Consider the following 15,812-nt stretch of genomic DNA (forward strand, 5'->3'; position numbering starts at 1 on the left):
CTAATGGTGGCCGCTGACCCGCGGATCGGGGTGAACCGGTTCACTCCCGCCGCTGGGCCCGCAGTAGTGTTCTGCGACGTGAGGTACCTGCCCGCGCTCGTGGTCGACGTGGTGGCGATCATCGCGTTCGCCATTCTCGGTCGGCGCAGCCACGACGAGGCCGGGAATCTGCTCGGGGTGCTGGGCACCGCCTGGCCGTTCCTTGCCGGTGCGCTGATCGGACACGCCGTCTGTTGGGGCGTCGTCGCGCTGCGCGGCGATCAGGCCGGCTGGCGTCCTGGGGTCGTCGTCTGGGCCAGCACGCTGGTGCTCGGCATGCTGCTGCGACTGGCTTCCGGGTCGGGCGCCGCCTGGCCGTTCGTCCTGGTCGCCGGCATCGTGCTCGCCGCCCTCCTGCTCGGCTGGCGTGGGGTCTTCCGGCTGGTGCAGCGTGCCCGCACGAATGCAACGGTGTAGGGCGCCCGCCGGTCAGCCAAGCGGAAGCAGGAGCAGTGCTGCGCCGCCCGCCTGCTGAATTGTTGCGCCCGCGCCGACTTCTCCTACCTTGCTCCAGGAAGAGTTCCGCACAGTGCCGGACGAATCGACTTCGCCCACCTTCGACCACGACGAATTGCGAATTGTTCCGGAGGTATCGACTTCTCCTACCTTGCTCCACGAAGAGTTCCGCACGGTGCCGGACGAATCAACCTCGCCCACCTTTGACCAGGAAGAGTTCCGCACCGTGCCGGACGAATCAACTTCGCCCACTTTGCTCCAGGAGGAGTCCCGGACGTCGGCCATGGCAATAGCTCCTAACTTCCGCTGACGGCGCGACGGATCTTCGACACCTTGCCCTTGTACGCGAGCACCTGGAATCCGTTCGCGGAAATGAAATTGTATTGGCTGAGCCAGACGTGGAGATTGCTCCCAGTACCCACTGGTTCCAAGGCAACCGACAAGATCCCGCCGTTGAAGGGGATGCTCAGATCACCGGCGGCATCGAACAGGGCCACACCGCCGCCGATTGCTCGGGAGATGTTCGAGGCCGCTGCGTCCGGCGGTAGCGGGCTCTCGAGGTCGTACTGTTTGCGAATCTGTAGCTGCACCACTACGAGAATGACGACGATAATCGCCACAATGAGGCCGATGACCAGCTTGTAGTCCACGGGACTTCTTTACTCCTAGGTTCGTACGACAACGCCCACGCTGGAACTCCAGGTCGTCGAGCAGACGGATTGGACAGTTCGTCCCGATCGTTACGCTGCGGGCAACGAATCGAGCCGATTCCGTACAAGTACGGTAGCCGTAAGAGTTGTCGTCGGCAAAACTCTGTCAACTGTTCAGGGGACAAGTCCAAGAGCCCGCGGCAGGCCGCAAAAAGCTTCCCGCACCTACTGTTACAGATACTGACCGGTGTTGCTGACCGTGTCGATGGAACGCCCGGGCTGGGTGCCCTTCTTCGAACTGATCAGGGTCCGGATGAAGACGATCCGTTCCCCCTTTTTGCCGCTGATCTTGGCCCAGTCGTCGGGGTTGGTGGTGTTCGGCAGGTCCTCGTTCTCCCCGAACTCATCCAGGCAGGCCTGCATCAGATGGCCGATCCGCACACCTTTCACGCCAGTGTCGAGATAGTCCTTGATCGCGGACTTCTTTGCCCGATCGACGATGTTTTGGATCATCGCTCCGGAGTTGAAGTCCTTGAAGTAGAGGATCTCCTTGTCGCCGCCGGCGTAGGTGACCTCGAGGAACTGGTTCTCGTCGGTCTCCTCATACATCCGCTCGACGGTGCGCTCGATCATGCCGCGCACGGTGGCGGCGCTGTCGCCGGCGAACTCGTCCAGGTCCTCGGGATGGATCGGCAGCTCTGCGGTCAGGTACTTGCTGAAGATCTCCCGGGCCGCCTCGGCATCCGGCCGCTCGATCTTGATCTTGACGTCCAGCCGGCCGGGTCGCAGGATCGCCGGATCGATCATGTCCTCCCGGTTGGAGGCGCCGATCACGATCACGTTGTCCAGGCCCTCGACGCCGTCGATCTCGCTCAGCAGCTGCGGCACGATGGTGTTCTCCACGTCAGAGGACACCCCGGAGCCACGGACCCGGAACAGCGAGTCCATCTCGTCGAAGAAGACGATCACCGGCATCCCGTCGGTCGCCTTCTCCCGAGCCCGCTGGAACACAAGCCGGATGTGCCGCTCGGTCTCGCCGACGTACTTGTTCAGCAGCTCGGGGCCTTTGATGTTGAGGAAGAAGCTGCGTCCCTCCCGGCCTGTCCGCTCGCTGACCTTCTGCGCCAGTGAGTTGGCCACGGCCTTGGCGATCAGCGTCTTGCCGCAGCCGGGCGGACCGTAGAGCAGGATGCCCTTGGGCGGCTTGAGTTGGTGCTCGGCAAACAGCTCCTTGTGCAGGAACGGCAGCTCCACCGCGTCGCGGATCGCCTCGATCTGGGGGCCCAGCCCGCCGATCACCGAATAGTCGAGGTCAGGCACCTCTTCCAGCACCAGCTCCTCGACGTCCAGCTTGGGCACCCGTTCGAATGCGAACCCGACCCGGCGGTCGACGAGCAAAGAGTCACCGGAACGGATCGGCCGGTCACCACCACGCAGCTGGGCCGCGAGCCGGACCACCTGCTCCTCGTCGCCGTGTCCGATCACCAGCGCCCGCTCGCCGTCCTCGAGGACTTCCTTGAGCAGCACGATCTCGCCGACGTCGGTGAACTCCTGCACCCCGACGACGTTGAGCGCCTCGTTGATGACCAACTCACGACCCGGTTCGAGGCCGCTCAGATCAACGTCGGGGCTGACACTGACCCGCATCTTGCGGCCTGAGGTGTAGATGTCGGCAGTGCCGTCGGGACCCTCCGCCACGAAGACGCCGAAGCTGGCGGGCGGCTGGGCGAGCCGGTCGACCTCCGCCTTCAAGGCGATGATCTGTTCCCTGGCGTCGCGCAGCGTCGCGGCGAGCCGTTCGTTGTTCGCAGCTGTGGTCCGTGCCTCGGAACGGGCATCGGCCAGGCGTCGCTCCAGGACAGCAATGTCGTGTGGATAGCTGGCTGCACGGTCACGCATCCGGTCGAGCTCCTCGCGCAGGATCGCCAGGGTCGACTCACGGTCATCGGGACGGTCGGTCGATGTCATCTGAACACCTCCTAGGTCTTCGACCCTACCCGCGGTCACCTCGTGGACCGGTGTAATCGTCGCCATACGCGCCGGGCGCCGGTCGTCTTCTGCGTGCCGGGGCGACCACCCCGGGCGCCAGCCGGCGGGCGATCACCAGGAATCCGGTGTGTCCGACCATCGCGTGCTGCGGCCGTACGGCCAGTCCTTCGGCGTGCCAGCCGCGCACCAGGGACTCTGTCGCCTCGGGCTCGGTGAAGCCGGTGTGCACTCGGATCGTCTCCACCATCCGCGCCAGCTGGGTGGTGGTGGCGACGTACGCGCACAGCACCCCGCCCGGCACCAACGCCTCGGCTGCGACCTCGACGCACTCCCAGGGGGCGAGCATGTCGAGGACGATCCGGTCGATGTCGCCCGGCGGGTCGGACTGGAGGCCCTCGACCAGATCCTGGACGCGCAGGTCCCAGCCCGGATGCGGTCGCCCGAGGAAGTTCTCCACGTTCTTGCGCGCGATGGCCGCAAAGTCGGCGCGTCTCTCGTAGGAGATCAGCCGGCCGGTCGGCCCGATCGCCCGCAACAGCGACAGAGTCAGCGCCCCCGAGCCGACGCCGGCCTCGATCACCCGGGCGCCGGGAAAGATGTCCGCCCCGCCGACGATCTGTGCCGCGTCCTTCGGATAGACCACCGCCGCACCCCGGGGCATGGTGACGGTCCATTCGGCCAGCAGCGGCCGCAGCGCCAAGTAGGGCGTGCCGCCCGCGGAGTGCACCACCACCCCGTCCGGTCCGCCGATCAGGTCATCGTGGGCGATCCCGCCCTTGGTGGTGTGGAAGGCACCGCCGACCACCAGCAGGATCGAGTGTCGCCGTCCCTTGGCATCGGAAAGGGTGACCCGTTCCCCCGCCCGCAGGGGCCCGGTGCCGACACCCGCGTAATTCCGTGGATCCAGCTCAGACACGGGCGAGCCCCCATACGCCCAGCTGCCAGCCAGGGCCGAAGGAGTTGGCCGGCGCCTCCACTCCCGGGGCTGCGAACAGATGCTCGTCGGACTGGCTCATCGGCAACAGCACACGGTCGCCGGCCGCCTGGCGTTGCAGGCTGGCCATGCCGTGTGCCTGGTCCGCTTCGCCGCTGCTCGCCTGATAGGTGCGTTCGAGGTTCGCGACCGTGCCGGCGCTGGCCGGCGGCGGAGCATCGAGGTAGGGCTGCAGCCAGGCCAGCCCCGTCGAGGTCCAGGCCTTCCGATCGAGCACGATCAGATCGGCGCCGGGGTCAGTGGTCGAGTCGACGGTGCGGAGCCGGACACTGAGCCCTCCGGTGTCCTCCAGCCGAGTCCGGATCTGGGTGGCGATGTCGCGGCCATCGGGCATGGTGGCGTCGTAGCCGAGGGTCAGCTGAATGCGGTTCGACCAGGTGACCTTCGGCTTTGCGCTGCCGCCGACCGGAAAGGCGCTGATGTGGTTCGGAATCCCGTTCGGCACCACCGAGTCCAGGGTGCGATCGCCCTGCAGAGCGACGGCGACCGCACTGCGCAAGGCGGGAGTGCGCCGATGCCGCGAGGTCGGCGACCAGGCGAGCATCAGCACCCGTGTGCCCGTCTGGGTCTGCATCCGATAGCCGTCTTCGGTCGTGTTCTGCTCGTTGGCGGCGGCCTGGCGGCTGTAGCGGGTGATGGCGGCCGAACTGAGCCCGCGCCAGACCACGTCCGCGGTGCGCTTCTTCATCGCATCCTCGAGCGCAGCGGAGTCGGCGACGGTGCGATAGAGAACGGCATCCGAGCGCGGCGGCGTACGGCCGACATAGGTCTGGTTCCGCTCCAGCAGCAGCTCGTTGTCGGCGAAACTGGCGACCGCGAACGCTCCCGAGCCGACGATCGGCTGGTCGTTGGCTCGCACCTCATCGGCGTTGTAGACCTGCTCGTCGACGATGGAGGCAGCCGGGGAAGCCAGGCCCCAGGCGAACTGGTTGTCCACCTGGCTCAAGACGAAGCGAACCGTGAGTGGGTCGGGGGTCTCGATCCGCCGCAGCGTGGACAGCAACGACGCCGAGGATCCGCGGACATCCAGCCGCAGCGCGCGCTGGATGCTGAACTTCACGTCGCTGGAGGTCAGCTCGTGACCGTTGTGGAACCGCAGATTCTGATTCAGCGTGCAGGTCATCACGGTCGGCGCGGTCCATGCACAGTCCTTGGCCGCGTCCGGCTTGAGCGCCCACTGGCCTGGCTCGGTGGTCATCAGCCGCTGGAAGACATTGAGCGAGAGCACGACCGAGGCAGGATCGGTGACCGCGGCCGGATCGGCTTGGCGGATCGGGTCGGTCGACAACACCATCAGCGGTCGGCTGGTCGGTGAACTCTGCGACGGTCCCGGCTCCGGGTTGTCGTTGGTGCAGCCGGCCGCCAGGGCCAGCACTGCGACGGTGAGGGCAGCCAGCCCGGCCCGCAGTCGGCTACCGAGCACGGGTCACCGTCGCGTAGATCGTGGTCAGTGAGGCAAGATCGAGGCCGACCAGCGAAGGCACGATGACGCGATCGGGCGCCGGCGGAATGTCGACGATGTTCGGGATGCCGACCACCACCGACCCCGCGGCGTTGCCGGCCCGGGCACCGGTGATCGAGTCCTCCAGCACCACGCAGTCCTCGGGCTCGACACCCAGCAGAGCGCAGGCCCGCTGGTAGGGCTCCGGGTGCGGCTTGCCCCTGGTCACCTCGTCGCCACCCACCGAGACAGCGAACGTACCGGCCGGCAGCCGTTCGAGCACGGCATCCAGCAGCACACGATAGGAAGCCGAGACCAGAGCGCAGGGCATGCCCGTTGCGCGGAGTTCCGCCAGCAGTTCCAGTGCGCCGGGCCGCCAGGCCAACTCGTCACTGCTCGTGACAGCTGCCACCACGCGATCCAGGATCCGACTCACCATCCAGGCTGGCTCCAGATCCGTCCGGCCGATGGTCTCGAGCATGTAGATCGCGGCCTCGATCAGATCACTGCCGACCAATCGCTCGGCATGCTCCATCGACCAGGGCGCGCCCAGTTCGCCTTCGATGACCGCGAACTCGGCAGCGATCCACAGCGGCTCGGTGTCTGCCAGGGTGCCGTCGAAGTCCCAGAGCACCGCCTGCGGGGCAAGGGCAGGCTCGGCGAGACCGGTTTCTGGGGTGAGCGTCGGGGTGGCGTCGTTCATGGCCCGGCTATTCTCGCAGCCCCGAGCAACCCGCCACGCCACCTCGGACGTTCACCTCCTTGAGCTTTGAGTTAGTTCATGACGGGAATTTGACTGTCAACGTGGAGATCTCGGCGTGTCGCGGGGGTTCGAGCCCGATGAGCGGCCGATTTCCGTCGTGGTTCCGTTGTCCACAGGCTGACCCGCACCCCAGGGAGCGTCATCCACAGATCTCAACTCACCCCGGACGAAACAGGCCCGACATCAACGGTGAGAGTCAAATTCCCATCACAAACAAATCTCTCTGGGTGCAGGGTCGCCCCCGCGCTCGGGTCAGTCCTCCGGCTCATACCCCAGATTCGGCGCCAGCCACTTCTCCGCCTGCCGCAGGCTCCATCCCTTGCGAGCCGCATAGTCCTCGACCTGGTCGCGCCCGAGCCGGCCGACCACGAAGTACTGCGACTGCGGATGCGAGAAGTACCAACCGCTGACCGACGCACCCGGCCACATGGCCATCGACTCGGTCAGTTCGATGCCGGTCTGCGTCTCCACGTCCAGCAGGTCCCAGATCGCCTGCTTCTCGGTGTGATCCGGGCATGCGGGGTATCCGGGAGCCGGCCGGATACCGCGGTAAGCCTCGGCGATCAGCTCGTCGTTGGTGAGCTGCTCGTCCGCGGCGTAACCCCACAGGTCGTGCCGGACCACCGCATGCATCCGCTCCGCGAAGGCCTCTGCCAAGCGATCGGCGACCGACTCCAGCAGAATCGCGGAGTAGTCGTCGAGTTCGGCCTTGAACTGCATGATCTTCTCTGCGGCGCCGATCCCGGCGGTCACTGCGAATCCCCCGATGTAGTCGGGCAGTCCGGTCTCTTTCGGTGCGATGAAATCAGCCAGTGACTTGTTAGGGATACCGTGGCGATGTTGCCCCTGCTGTCGTAGGTGGTGCAGCACGGTCCGGATCTCGTGGCGGTGCTCGTCGGTGTAGATCTCGATGTCGTCACCGACGGCATTGGCCGGGAAGAGGCCGACCACACCCTGCGGTCGCAACCACCCCTGATCGATGATCCGGTCCAGCATCGTGTTCGCGTCCTCGAACAGTCTCCGCGCGGCCTCCCCGCTCGCCGGGTTGTGCAGGATGTCCGGGAAGCTTCCCTTCATCTCCCAGGCGTTGAAGAACGGCTGCCAGTCGATGTACTCGCGCAACACCTCCACCGGATAGTCGCGGAACGTGCGAGTGTACGAACGGGCGTGTCCGCCGCAATGCGGCTCCGTGCACACGTCCTTGGCCTGCTGCAGCAGGAATTCCTTGGCCTGCTGCAGCAGGAATCTCGGCCGCGGCGGCTGATAGCCCCCCCAGTCGATCGGAGTCCGGGCATCGAGCGCCTGCTGATAGGTCAGCAGCGGACGGTCGTTCTTCTTGGCCGCATGACGTCTGCGGATCGCCTCGTAGTCCGCCGCCACCTCGGCGAGCAATTGCTCCCGGCGTTCGCCGTCCGACAGCAGCGCCGCCGCCGTGGGCACCGAGCGGGAGGCGTCCTTCACCCACACCACCGGGTGGGAGTATTTCGGCTCCACCTTCACCGCGGTATGTGCGCGCGAGGTGGTCGCGCCGCCCAACAGCAGCGGGATGGTGAAGCCTTGGCGCTCCATCTCGGAGGCCACACTGACCATCTCGTCCAGCGACGGAGTGATCAGCCCGGACAGGCCGATGATGTCGGCACCGACCTCGCGAGCGGTGTCCAGGATCTTCTGGCCGGGCACCATCACTCCGAGGTCGATCACCTCGTAGTTGTTGCACTGCAGCACCACTCCGACGATGTTCTTGCCGATGTCGTGCACATCGCCCTTGACCGTGGCCATCACGATCCTGCCGTTCGAGGTCGCCGCGTCGCCGGGCTTCCTCTCCGCCTCGATGAACGGGATCAGGTGTGCGACCGCCTTCTTCATCACCCGGGCCGACTTCACCACCTGAGGAAGGAACATCTTGCCGGCGCCGAAGAGATCGCCGACCACGCCCATGCCGTCCATCAGCGGGCCCTCGATCACCTCCAGCGGACGCTTGCCCTCGGCGGCGAGTTCGACCCGCATCTGTTCGGTGTCGTCGACGATGAAGTCGTCGATCCCCTTCACCAGGGCGTGCGTGATCCGCTCTCGTACCGGTGCGTCTCGCCACGCCAGGGCCGCGGCGTCGTCGACCTTCTCCGAGGCCCGGTTGTGTGCCTCGGCGATCTCCAACAGCCGTTCGGTGGCATCCGCGCGGCGGTTCAGGATCACGTCCTCGATCCGGTCACGCAGCTCCGGCTCGATCTCGTCGTAGACCACCAGCGCCCCGGCGTTCACGATTCCCATGTCCATGCCCGCGGCGATCGCGTGGTAGAGGAAGACCGAATGGATCGCCTCCCGCACCGGGTTGTTGCCGCGGAAGCTGAAGGACACGTTCGAGACACCGCCGGAGACCAGCGCGCCCGGCAGGTTCTGCTTGATCCAGCGAGTCGCCTCGATGAAGTCGACGCCGTAGTTCGCGTGCTCCTCGATCCCGGTCGCGACGGCGAAGATGTTCGGGTCGAAGATGATGTCCTCGGCCGGGAAGCCCACCTCGTCGATCAGGATCCGGTAGGCACGCTCGCAGATCTGCTTGCGACGTTCCAGGTTGTCCGCCTGGCCGTCCTCGTCGAAGGCCATCACCACGATCGCCGCGCCGTACTTGCGGCACAGCCGCGCATGTTCGACGAAGGACTCCACCCCCTCCTTCATCGAGATCGAATTGACGATCGGCTTGCCCTGTACGCAACGCAACCCGGCCTCGATCACCTCCCACTTGGAGGAGTCGATCATCATCGGGACCCGACAGATGTCCGGCTCGGAGGCGATCAGCTTGGTGAAGCGATCCATCGCGGCGATGCCGTCGATCATCCCCTCGTCCATGTTGACGTCGATGACCTGCGCGCCCACCTCGACCTGCTGCCGGGCCACGGCCAGCGCGGTCGGATAGTCACCGGCCTTGATCAGCTTGCGAAAGCGCGCCGACCCGGTGATGTTGGTCCGCTCCCCCACATTCACGAAGAGCGACTGATCGGTGATGTTCACCGGTTCCAGCCCGGACAGGCGCAGCGCCGGTGCGACCTCGATCGGCTCGCGGGGCGCCAGCCCGGCCACCTGCCGTTCGAGTTCGGCGATGTGCTCCGGGGTGGTGCCACAGCAGCCGCCCGCCACATTGATCAGCTTGTCGTGTGCGAAGGCGCCGACGACGGCACCCATCTGTTCGGGGGTCTCGTCGTACTCGCCGAAGGCGTTCGGCAGGCCCGCGTTCGGGTAGCAGAAGGTGAAGCAGTCCGCGACCCGGGCCAGCTCGGCGACATAGGGGCGCATGTCGGCGGCACCGAGCGCGCAGTTGAAGCCCACAGCGAGCGGCCGGGCGTGCCGGATGCTGTTCCAGAAGGCCTCGGTGACCTGACCGGACAGGGTGCGCCCGGAGGCATCGGTGATGGTCCCCGAGATGAACACCGGCCAGCGGCGCCCGCGCTCCTCGAAGAGCGTCTCCAGGGCGAAGATCGCGGCCTTGGCGTTCAGGGTGTCAAAGATGGTCTCCACCAGCAACAGGTCGCTGCCGCCGTCGACCAGCCCGCGGGCCTGCTCCAGATAGGCCTCCACCAGCTCCTGGTAGTCGATGTTCCGGGCCCCTGGATCATTCACGTCCGGCGAGATCGACGCGGTGCGATTGGTCGGGCCGAGTGCGCCGGCCACGAACCGCGGATGCCCCGGAGTCGCATAGGCGTCGCAGGCTGCGCGGGCCAGTTGCGCCGAGACGAGGTTCAACTCGTAGCTCAGCTCCTCCATCCCGTAGTCGGCCATCGAGATGCGCTGGGCGCTGAAGGTGTTCGTCTCGATGATGTCGGCGCCGGCCTCCAGATAGGAGTCGTGGATGGAGCGGATCACCTCTGGCTGGGTGATCGAGAGCAGGTCGTTGTTGCCGGTCAGATCCTGCGGCCAGTCCGCGAACCGCTCGCCGCGGAATTCCGCCTCGGACAGACCCTTGCGCTGGATGTAGACACCCATCGAGCCGTCCAGCAGCAACACTCGCCGGCGCATCAGCGCAGTGAGCTCATCGGTGGCGTCGGGGCGGGCCGGGAACGTCGGTCGGTCGACCGGGGCGGCTGCCCCCTCCTCACGCAGGTCGGACACCTGGCGAGGATAGTCCTCACCCCCGGCGTGGAAGCCGGATTCTCGACCGGTGGCGCCGTCTACAGTGTCAGATATGGGCAAGCAGGGTCCGATATCGACAAGCAGGGTCAGGCATGAGCGAACAGTTGAGCGCTAGTCTGCGCGAGCTGCGGGATCCGGTGGTCGTGGCCGCGTTCAGCGGCTGGAACGACGCCGGCAACGCCGCCAGCGCGGCCATCGAGCACCTGTCCGACGCCTATCAGGCGGAGCTGGTGATCGAGCTCGACCCCGACGACTTCTACGACTACCAGGTGAACCGGCCGGAGACCTCGATCACCGAGGACGGCGAGCGGGTGATCACCTGGCCCACTACCCGGATCAAGATCGCGCAACTCGCCGGCGGCCGGGACCTGATCCTGGTGGACGGGATCGAGCCGAACCTGCGGTGGCGGCAGTTCTGCGCACTGCTCACCTCCGCGCTGCGCTCGGCGAACCCCTCCATGGTGATCCTGCTGGGTGCGCTGCTGGCCGACACGCCGCACACTCGGCCGGTGCCGGTGACCTGTACGACCCGCGACCCGGAGCTGATGGACAGGTACGGGATCACCGAGTCCAGCTACGAAGGCCCGACCGGCATCGTGGGGGTGCTGTCGGACCTGCTGCCCAAGGCCGGGCTGTCGACTTTGTCGGTGTGGGCGGCGATCCCGCACTACGTGGCGCATCCACCCTGCCCGAAGGCGACGCTGGCCATCTTGTCGCAGCTGGAGCGAGTGCTCGATGTTCCGCTGGATCTCGGGGAGCTGCCAGAGTTGGCGCGCGCCTGGGAGCGGGGCGTGGACGAGTTGGCCGCCGACGACTCCGAGGTCGCGGAGTACGTGTCACAGCTCGAGGAGCAGACCGACGCCGCCGAGCTGCCCGAGGCCAGCGGCGACGCCATCGCCGCCGAGTTCGAGCGCTATCTCAAGCGCCGCCAGGGGAACTAGGGGGACTAGGACGCGAGCGGGAAGACGACGGGCCCGGCGTGCGGAGGAGCGATGAGTGAAGCCGACGTTCTTTCAGGCTTCACGAAGAGTGACGACGTAGCCGGTGAATGCCCGTCGTCGTCGCGAGCGGACTCATGAACTTGCGTCCGCCATCTGACGCAGGGCGTTGACCATGGCATCGGGATCGTCGGCGCCGAAGACCGCCGAGCCGGCCACGAAGGAGTCCGCCCCGGCGGCCGCGCAGCGCTCGATGGTCTCCACCGACACACCGCCGTCGACCTGCAGCCAGATGTCGCCGCCGGTAGCGTCAAGCAGCGCCCGCGTGCGCTCGATCTTGGGCAGGCACAGATCGAGAAAGCGCTGGCCGCCGAAACCGGGCTCGACCGTCATGATCAGCACCATGTCCAGCTCGGGCAGCAGCTCGGCGTACGGCTCGATCGGGGTCGCCGGCTTGAGCGCCATCCCGGCCCGCGCTCCCCTGGCCCGCAGCTCCCGCGCCAGCCGGATCGGGGCATGAGCCGCCTCCACGTGAAAGGTCACCGACTCCGCGCCCTGCTCGGCGTACGTGGGTGCCCACCGATCGGGATCTTCGATCATGAGATGGAGATCGAGCAGCTTGTCGGTGATCTTGCGGAGCGACTCCAGCACCGGCAGGCCGATGGTCAGGTTCGGGACGAAGTGATAGTCCATCACGTCCACATGCAGGGCATCCGCACTCGGGATGGTCTCGATCGAGGTCTGCAGGTTGGCGAAGTCTGCCGACAGCAGACTGGGCATGATCCGGTTGGGCACGACAGTGAGGGTAGTGGTCAGCGGCTCCCATAGTGACGTCGGGCGATCACGAGTCCTCGCTCAGGTGGCTGATCAAGGCGACGATGAAGCGCTCGCATTCTTCGATCTGAGCGAGTTCGACGTATTCGTCAGGGGCGTGCGCCTGGGCGATGTCGCCCGGCCCACACACCACGGTGTCCACCCCGATGGAGGCGAACTGCCCGGCCTCGGTGCCATAGGTGACCTTGTCGTCGCTCGCTTCCGCGCCAAGCCGGCCCGCGAGCGCCGCAGCCTCCGAGTCCGGGCCGTTCTCCAGACCGGGAACCGCCGCGGCGACGCTGACCTCGACCTTGGCCGAAGGTTGCTCGGCCTGCATCGCGACCTCGATCTCGGCTGCCTTCGCCCGGATCTGCGCGAGCACGTCCTTGGGGTCGACGGCCGCGATGGTCCGATAGTCCAGTTGCAGTTGGCACAGCGACGGCACAGTATTGCTGGCGATCCCACCATGGATCACGTTCACGCCCGCGGTGGTGTACGGGACCAGGTAGCCCTCGTCATACGGGCCTTCGGCGCGCCATTGCTCGGCGAGGCCGTGCATGAAGGTGATCAGCGTGGCCGCATGGTGGATGGCGTTGCAGCCCTGCGGCGTCAGCGAGGAGTGCGCCGCCACGCCGTGGAAGGCGACGTCGATGACGTTCGACGATTTGTGCGCGCGGATCACCCGCATGCTGGTCGGCTCACCGACGAAGCACAGCCGCGGCGCGATCCCGAGCTCGGTGATCTCGCGGACGATCGCATCACCGCCCAGACAGCCCAACTCCTCGTCGTAGGTCAAAGCGATATGGACCGGCTGGCTCAGCCGGGCGGCGACCAGCTGCGGGAGCTGATCGATCACCACGGCGATGAAGGACTTCATGTCGGCGGTGCCGCGGCCGTAGAGCCGACCGTCGCGGATCTCGGGGACGAACGGGTCACTGGACCAGGGCTGACCGTCGACCGGTACGACGTCGGTATGGCCGGAGAGCACCACCCCGCCGGTCCGGGTGCCGTCGGCGGCCGGGACCGTCGCGACCAGATTGGCCTTCTGCCCGTCCGGGGTGGGGAAGATCGAGGGCTCGATCCCATGGCGGCGCAGCTCGTCGGCCACAACCTCGATCAGCGTCAGATTCGAGTCCCGACTTGTCGTGTCAAGACAGACCAGACGTTCGATCCAGGGCAACGATGCGGGAGTCACGGCTTATCTTGACACGCCGACAATGCCGCTCAGCGATGTGCGGACGACACGCCCAGCACCGTGGTCACCGGGTGCGGCGCAGATAGGCGGCGAACATCGCGTCTGTGCCATGCCGATGCGGCCACAGCTGCAGGAAGGGACCGGTGAAGGCGTCCTCACCGAGCTCGGGTAGCAAGGTCGCCGCCGGGATCACCTCGAGATCGGCGCGCTCGGCCATCACCTCGGCGACCACATCGGTGGTCTCTCGGCGGTGCGGCGAACAGGTCACGTACGCAACAGCTCCCCCAGGCGCCACGGAGTCCACCGCCGTTTGCAGCAGTCGGATCTGCAGCCGATGCAGTTCCTCGACATCGGCGGGTTGGCGGCGCCAGCGTGACTCCGGCCGCCGCCGAAGCGCCCCGAGACCACTGCACGGCACATCGGCCAGCACCCGGTCGAACGCTGCGGGCCGCCAGGCGGGGCGGATCCCGTCGGCCACCAGCACGGCCGGTGGACTCGGATAGGCGCGCATTCCCTGCGCTACCAGGCGGGCCCGATGGGGTGCGAGTTCGGCCGCCGCCAGCCGTGCCGGTTGCTCGCCCGCCAGGCCTGCGAGCAACGCGGCCTTGCCGCCGGGTCCGGCGCACAGATCCAGCCACCAGCCGGTCGGTGCCGTGGTCAGTGGTGCTCTCGCCAACCCCCAGGCGGCCAGCTGCGAGCCTTCGTCCTGGACACCTGCGGTGCCGTCTCGGACCTGGCTGAGCTCCGCCGGGTTGCCGGACCAACGAGCCGCGTACGGACTCCAGCGGCCCGGTTCGGCACCCACATCGATCAGTTCCCCGACGCTCGCCAGACCCGGCCGGACCACCAGGGTCACCGGCGCGGAGATGTTGTTGGCCTGCAACGCCGGCTCCAACTCGTCGGCGGGCAGCAGGTCGGCATAGGCGGCCACGATCCACGGTGGGTGGGCCGTGCGCAGGGCAAGCGCGTCGGGCTCCTCGAGGCCGGCGGCCAGCGCGGAGAGCCATTGGTGGTAGCTCTGGCCGGCGATCTTGCGCAGCACCGCATTGACCAGGCCGGTGACCCGTTCACCGACGGTCGCGGCCGCCAACTCGACCGTGGCGGCCACCGCCGCGTGCGACGGAACTCGCATGTTCAGCAGCTGATGGGTGCCCAGCCGCAGCAGGTCGCGGACCGCAGGCTGCAGTGTGCCGAGCGGCCGGGCAGCCGCCGCCTCGATGATCGTGTCGTACGTTCTCTCCAGTCGGCAGGCACCGGCCAGCAACTCGGTGGCGAAGGCCGCGTCCCGACCGATGAGCTGGCGTTGGGCGAGCAGCGGCGGGAGGACCAGGTTGGCGTACGCATCCTCGCCATGCACCTTGCGCAGCGCGTCGAAAGCCGCGCGCCGGGCCGGGTCGGGGCTACGACGGGACCTGGACCGGGGGCGCGGTCGGGGATGTCGGCGGTCGGGCACTGCTCAGCCGCCGAGTGCTTCGCCGGGCACGAAGGCCACGCCGCGGGCCCAGTCGGCGGCATTCATCGGCTTCTTGCCGGGCGGCTGAACCTCGCCGAGCAGCAGCCCGGTGCCGTCGGCGGCAGTCACCGTGACCGACCGCTTGGTGATCGTCAGTTCCCCCGGCGCGCCACGCTGACCGTCGATCGGCGTGCCGGAGTTGATCTTCAACCGATCCCCGCGGAAGGTGGTCCAGGCGCCAGGCGCGGGCGTGCAGCCCCGTACGACACGATCGATCTCCGCCGCGGACCGGCTCCAGTGAATCCGCGCATCATCGACAGTGATCTTGGGCGCGAGGGTGATGCCCTCGGTCGGCTGCTCGACGGCGGTCAGAGTGTGGTCGGCGATTCCGTCGAGAGTGCGCACCAGCAGATCGGCACCGCTGACCGACAGCCGGGCCAGCAACTCTCCGGAGGTGTCTGTCGGCGCGATCGGCTCGGTCATCTGCAGGAAGGTCGGCCCGGCGTCCAGGGCGGCGACGATCCGGAAGGTGGTCGCGCCGGTCACCTCGTTCCCCGCCAGCACGGCATGCTGGACCGGCGCCGCTCCGCGCCACGCCGGAAGCAGCGAGAAGTGCAGGTTCACGAAGCCGTACGGCACCAGGTCCAGCAGGCTCTGCGGCAGCAGCGCTCCGTACGCCACCACCGGGCAGCAGTCCGGTGCGATCTCCCGGAATCGCGCCAGAAAGTCCGGGTCGCTTGGCTTGACCGGCTTGAGAGTCTCGATGCCCAGCTCCGCGGCCCGCGCCGCGACCGGGCTCGGCGCCAGCTGCTTGCCTCGACCGCTGGGCGCATCCGGCCGAGTCAGGACAGCCACCACCTCGTGGTCGGACGCCAGCAATGCCTCCAAGCTCGGCAGGGCTACCTCGGGGGTACCGGCGAAGACGATGCGCACCGGCCGGAGTGTAGTCGCGAGCCGGC

12 protein-coding genes and 1 pseudogene are annotated in these 15,812 nt (G+C 67.3%); 2 read left to right on the top strand and 11 right to left on the bottom strand.

The window, feature by feature from the left end:
• Window positions 1–78 precede the first annotated feature (78 nt).
• Window positions 79–456, top strand: a complete 378-nt coding sequence (locus MLP_RS12685; protein ID WP_041792215.1) for a DUF3054 domain-containing protein — start codon at window positions 79–81, stop codon at window positions 454–456.
• Window positions 457–468: 12 nt separating this feature from the next.
• Here the strand turns inward: MLP_RS12685 and MLP_RS27995 are convergent, their stop codons facing one another.
• The 7 genes and pseudogenes from MLP_RS27995 to metH all read right to left on the bottom strand — a co-directional run bounded on the left by MLP_RS27995 (window position 469) and on the right by metH (window position 10,433).
• A complete protein-coding gene (locus tag MLP_RS27995; protein ID WP_156821141.1) occupies window positions 469–780 on the bottom strand; it encodes a 5-fold beta-flower protein in 312 nt (103 codons plus the stop codon).
• Between the two features lie 11 nt (window positions 781–791).
• A complete protein-coding gene (locus MLP_RS12690) occupies window positions 792–1,145 on the bottom strand; it encodes a hypothetical protein (protein ID WP_013863500.1) in 354 nt (117 codons plus the stop codon).
• Between the two features lie 231 nt (window positions 1,146–1,376).
• Window positions 1,377–3,113 carry a proteasome ATPase gene (gene arc / locus MLP_RS12695; RefSeq protein ID WP_013863501.1) on the bottom strand — a complete coding sequence of 579 codons (1,737 nt, stop codon included), beginning with the start codon at window positions 3,111–3,113 and terminating at the stop codon, window positions 1,377–1,379.
• Between the two features lie 25 nt (window positions 3,114–3,138).
• Window positions 3,139–4,023: pseudogene (locus tag MLP_RS12700) on the bottom strand (tRNA (adenine-N1)-methyltransferase); the annotation flags it as partial.
• Window positions 4,024–4,042: 19 nt separating this feature from the next.
• Window positions 4,043–5,551, bottom strand: a complete 1,509-nt coding sequence (locus MLP_RS26360) for an ABC transporter substrate-binding protein (RefSeq protein WP_013863503.1) — start codon at window positions 5,549–5,551, stop codon at window positions 4,043–4,045.
• Window positions 5,541–6,272, bottom strand: a complete 732-nt coding sequence (locus MLP_RS12710) for an HAD family hydrolase (RefSeq protein WP_013863504.1) — start codon at window positions 6,270–6,272, stop codon at window positions 5,541–5,543. Before MLP_RS12710 ends, MLP_RS26360 begins: the two co-directional genes overlap by 11 nt.
• A 312-nt stretch (window positions 6,273–6,584) precedes the next feature.
• Window positions 6,585–10,433 (bottom strand): methionine synthase, encoded by a 3,849-nt coding sequence (metH, locus tag MLP_RS12715; protein WP_013863505.1) that lies wholly within the window; start codon window positions 10,431–10,433, stop codon window positions 6,585–6,587.
• 113 nt (window positions 10,434–10,546) lie between these two features.
• Here metH and MLP_RS12720 point away from each other — a divergent pair, with 113 nt between their 5' ends.
• Window positions 10,547–11,395 carry a PAC2 family protein gene (locus MLP_RS12720; protein WP_013863506.1) on the top strand — a complete coding sequence of 283 codons (849 nt, stop codon included), beginning with the start codon at window positions 10,547–10,549 and terminating at the stop codon, window positions 11,393–11,395.
• Window positions 11,396–11,527: 132 nt separating this feature from the next.
• Here MLP_RS12720 and rpe read toward each other — a convergent pair whose 3' ends face one another.
• The 4 genes from rpe to fmt form a co-directional block, all read right to left on the bottom strand.
• Complete coding sequence (rpe, locus tag MLP_RS12725) at window positions 11,528–12,187, bottom strand: ribulose-phosphate 3-epimerase (protein WP_013863507.1); 660 nt, start codon at window positions 12,185–12,187, stop codon at window positions 11,528–11,530.
• Between the two features lie 46 nt (window positions 12,188–12,233).
• Complete coding sequence (gene argE / locus MLP_RS12730; protein WP_013863508.1) at window positions 12,234–13,400, bottom strand: acetylornithine deacetylase; 1,167 nt, start codon at window positions 13,398–13,400, stop codon at window positions 12,234–12,236.
• A 64-nt stretch (window positions 13,401–13,464) separates the two neighbouring features.
• Window positions 13,465–14,853, bottom strand: a complete 1,389-nt coding sequence (locus tag MLP_RS12735; RefSeq protein WP_013863509.1) for an RsmB/NOP family class I SAM-dependent RNA methyltransferase — start codon at window positions 14,851–14,853, stop codon at window positions 13,465–13,467.
• Between the two features lie 3 nt (window positions 14,854–14,856).
• Window positions 14,857–15,786: a methionyl-tRNA formyltransferase gene (gene fmt / locus MLP_RS12740; RefSeq protein WP_013863510.1), complete on the bottom strand. Its 930-nt coding sequence runs from the start codon at window positions 15,784–15,786 to the stop codon at window positions 14,857–14,859.
• Window positions 15,787–15,812: the final 26 nt, after the last annotated feature.

Origin of the sequence: Microlunatus phosphovorus NM-1, assembly GCF_000270245.1 — a bacterium.
Taxonomy (GTDB): Bacteria; Actinomycetota; Actinomycetes; order Propionibacteriales; family Propionibacteriaceae; genus Microlunatus; species Microlunatus phosphovorus.

Coding starts and splice junctions, on each gene's coding strand:
- arc (WP_013863501.1), bottom strand. CDS start 3,113: ATGACATCGACCGACCGTCCCGATGACCGTGAGTCGACCCTGGCGATC.
- MLP_RS27995 (WP_156821141.1), bottom strand. CDS start 780: ATGGCCGACGTCCGGGACTCCTCCTGGAGCAAAGTGGGCGAAGTTGAT.
- MLP_RS12720 (WP_013863506.1), top strand. CDS start 10,547: ATGAGCGAACAGTTGAGCGCTAGTCTGCGCGAGCTGCGGGATCCGGTG.
- MLP_RS12710 (WP_013863504.1), bottom strand. CDS start 6,272: ATGAACGACGCCACCCCGACGCTCACCCCAGAAACCGGTCTCGCCGAG.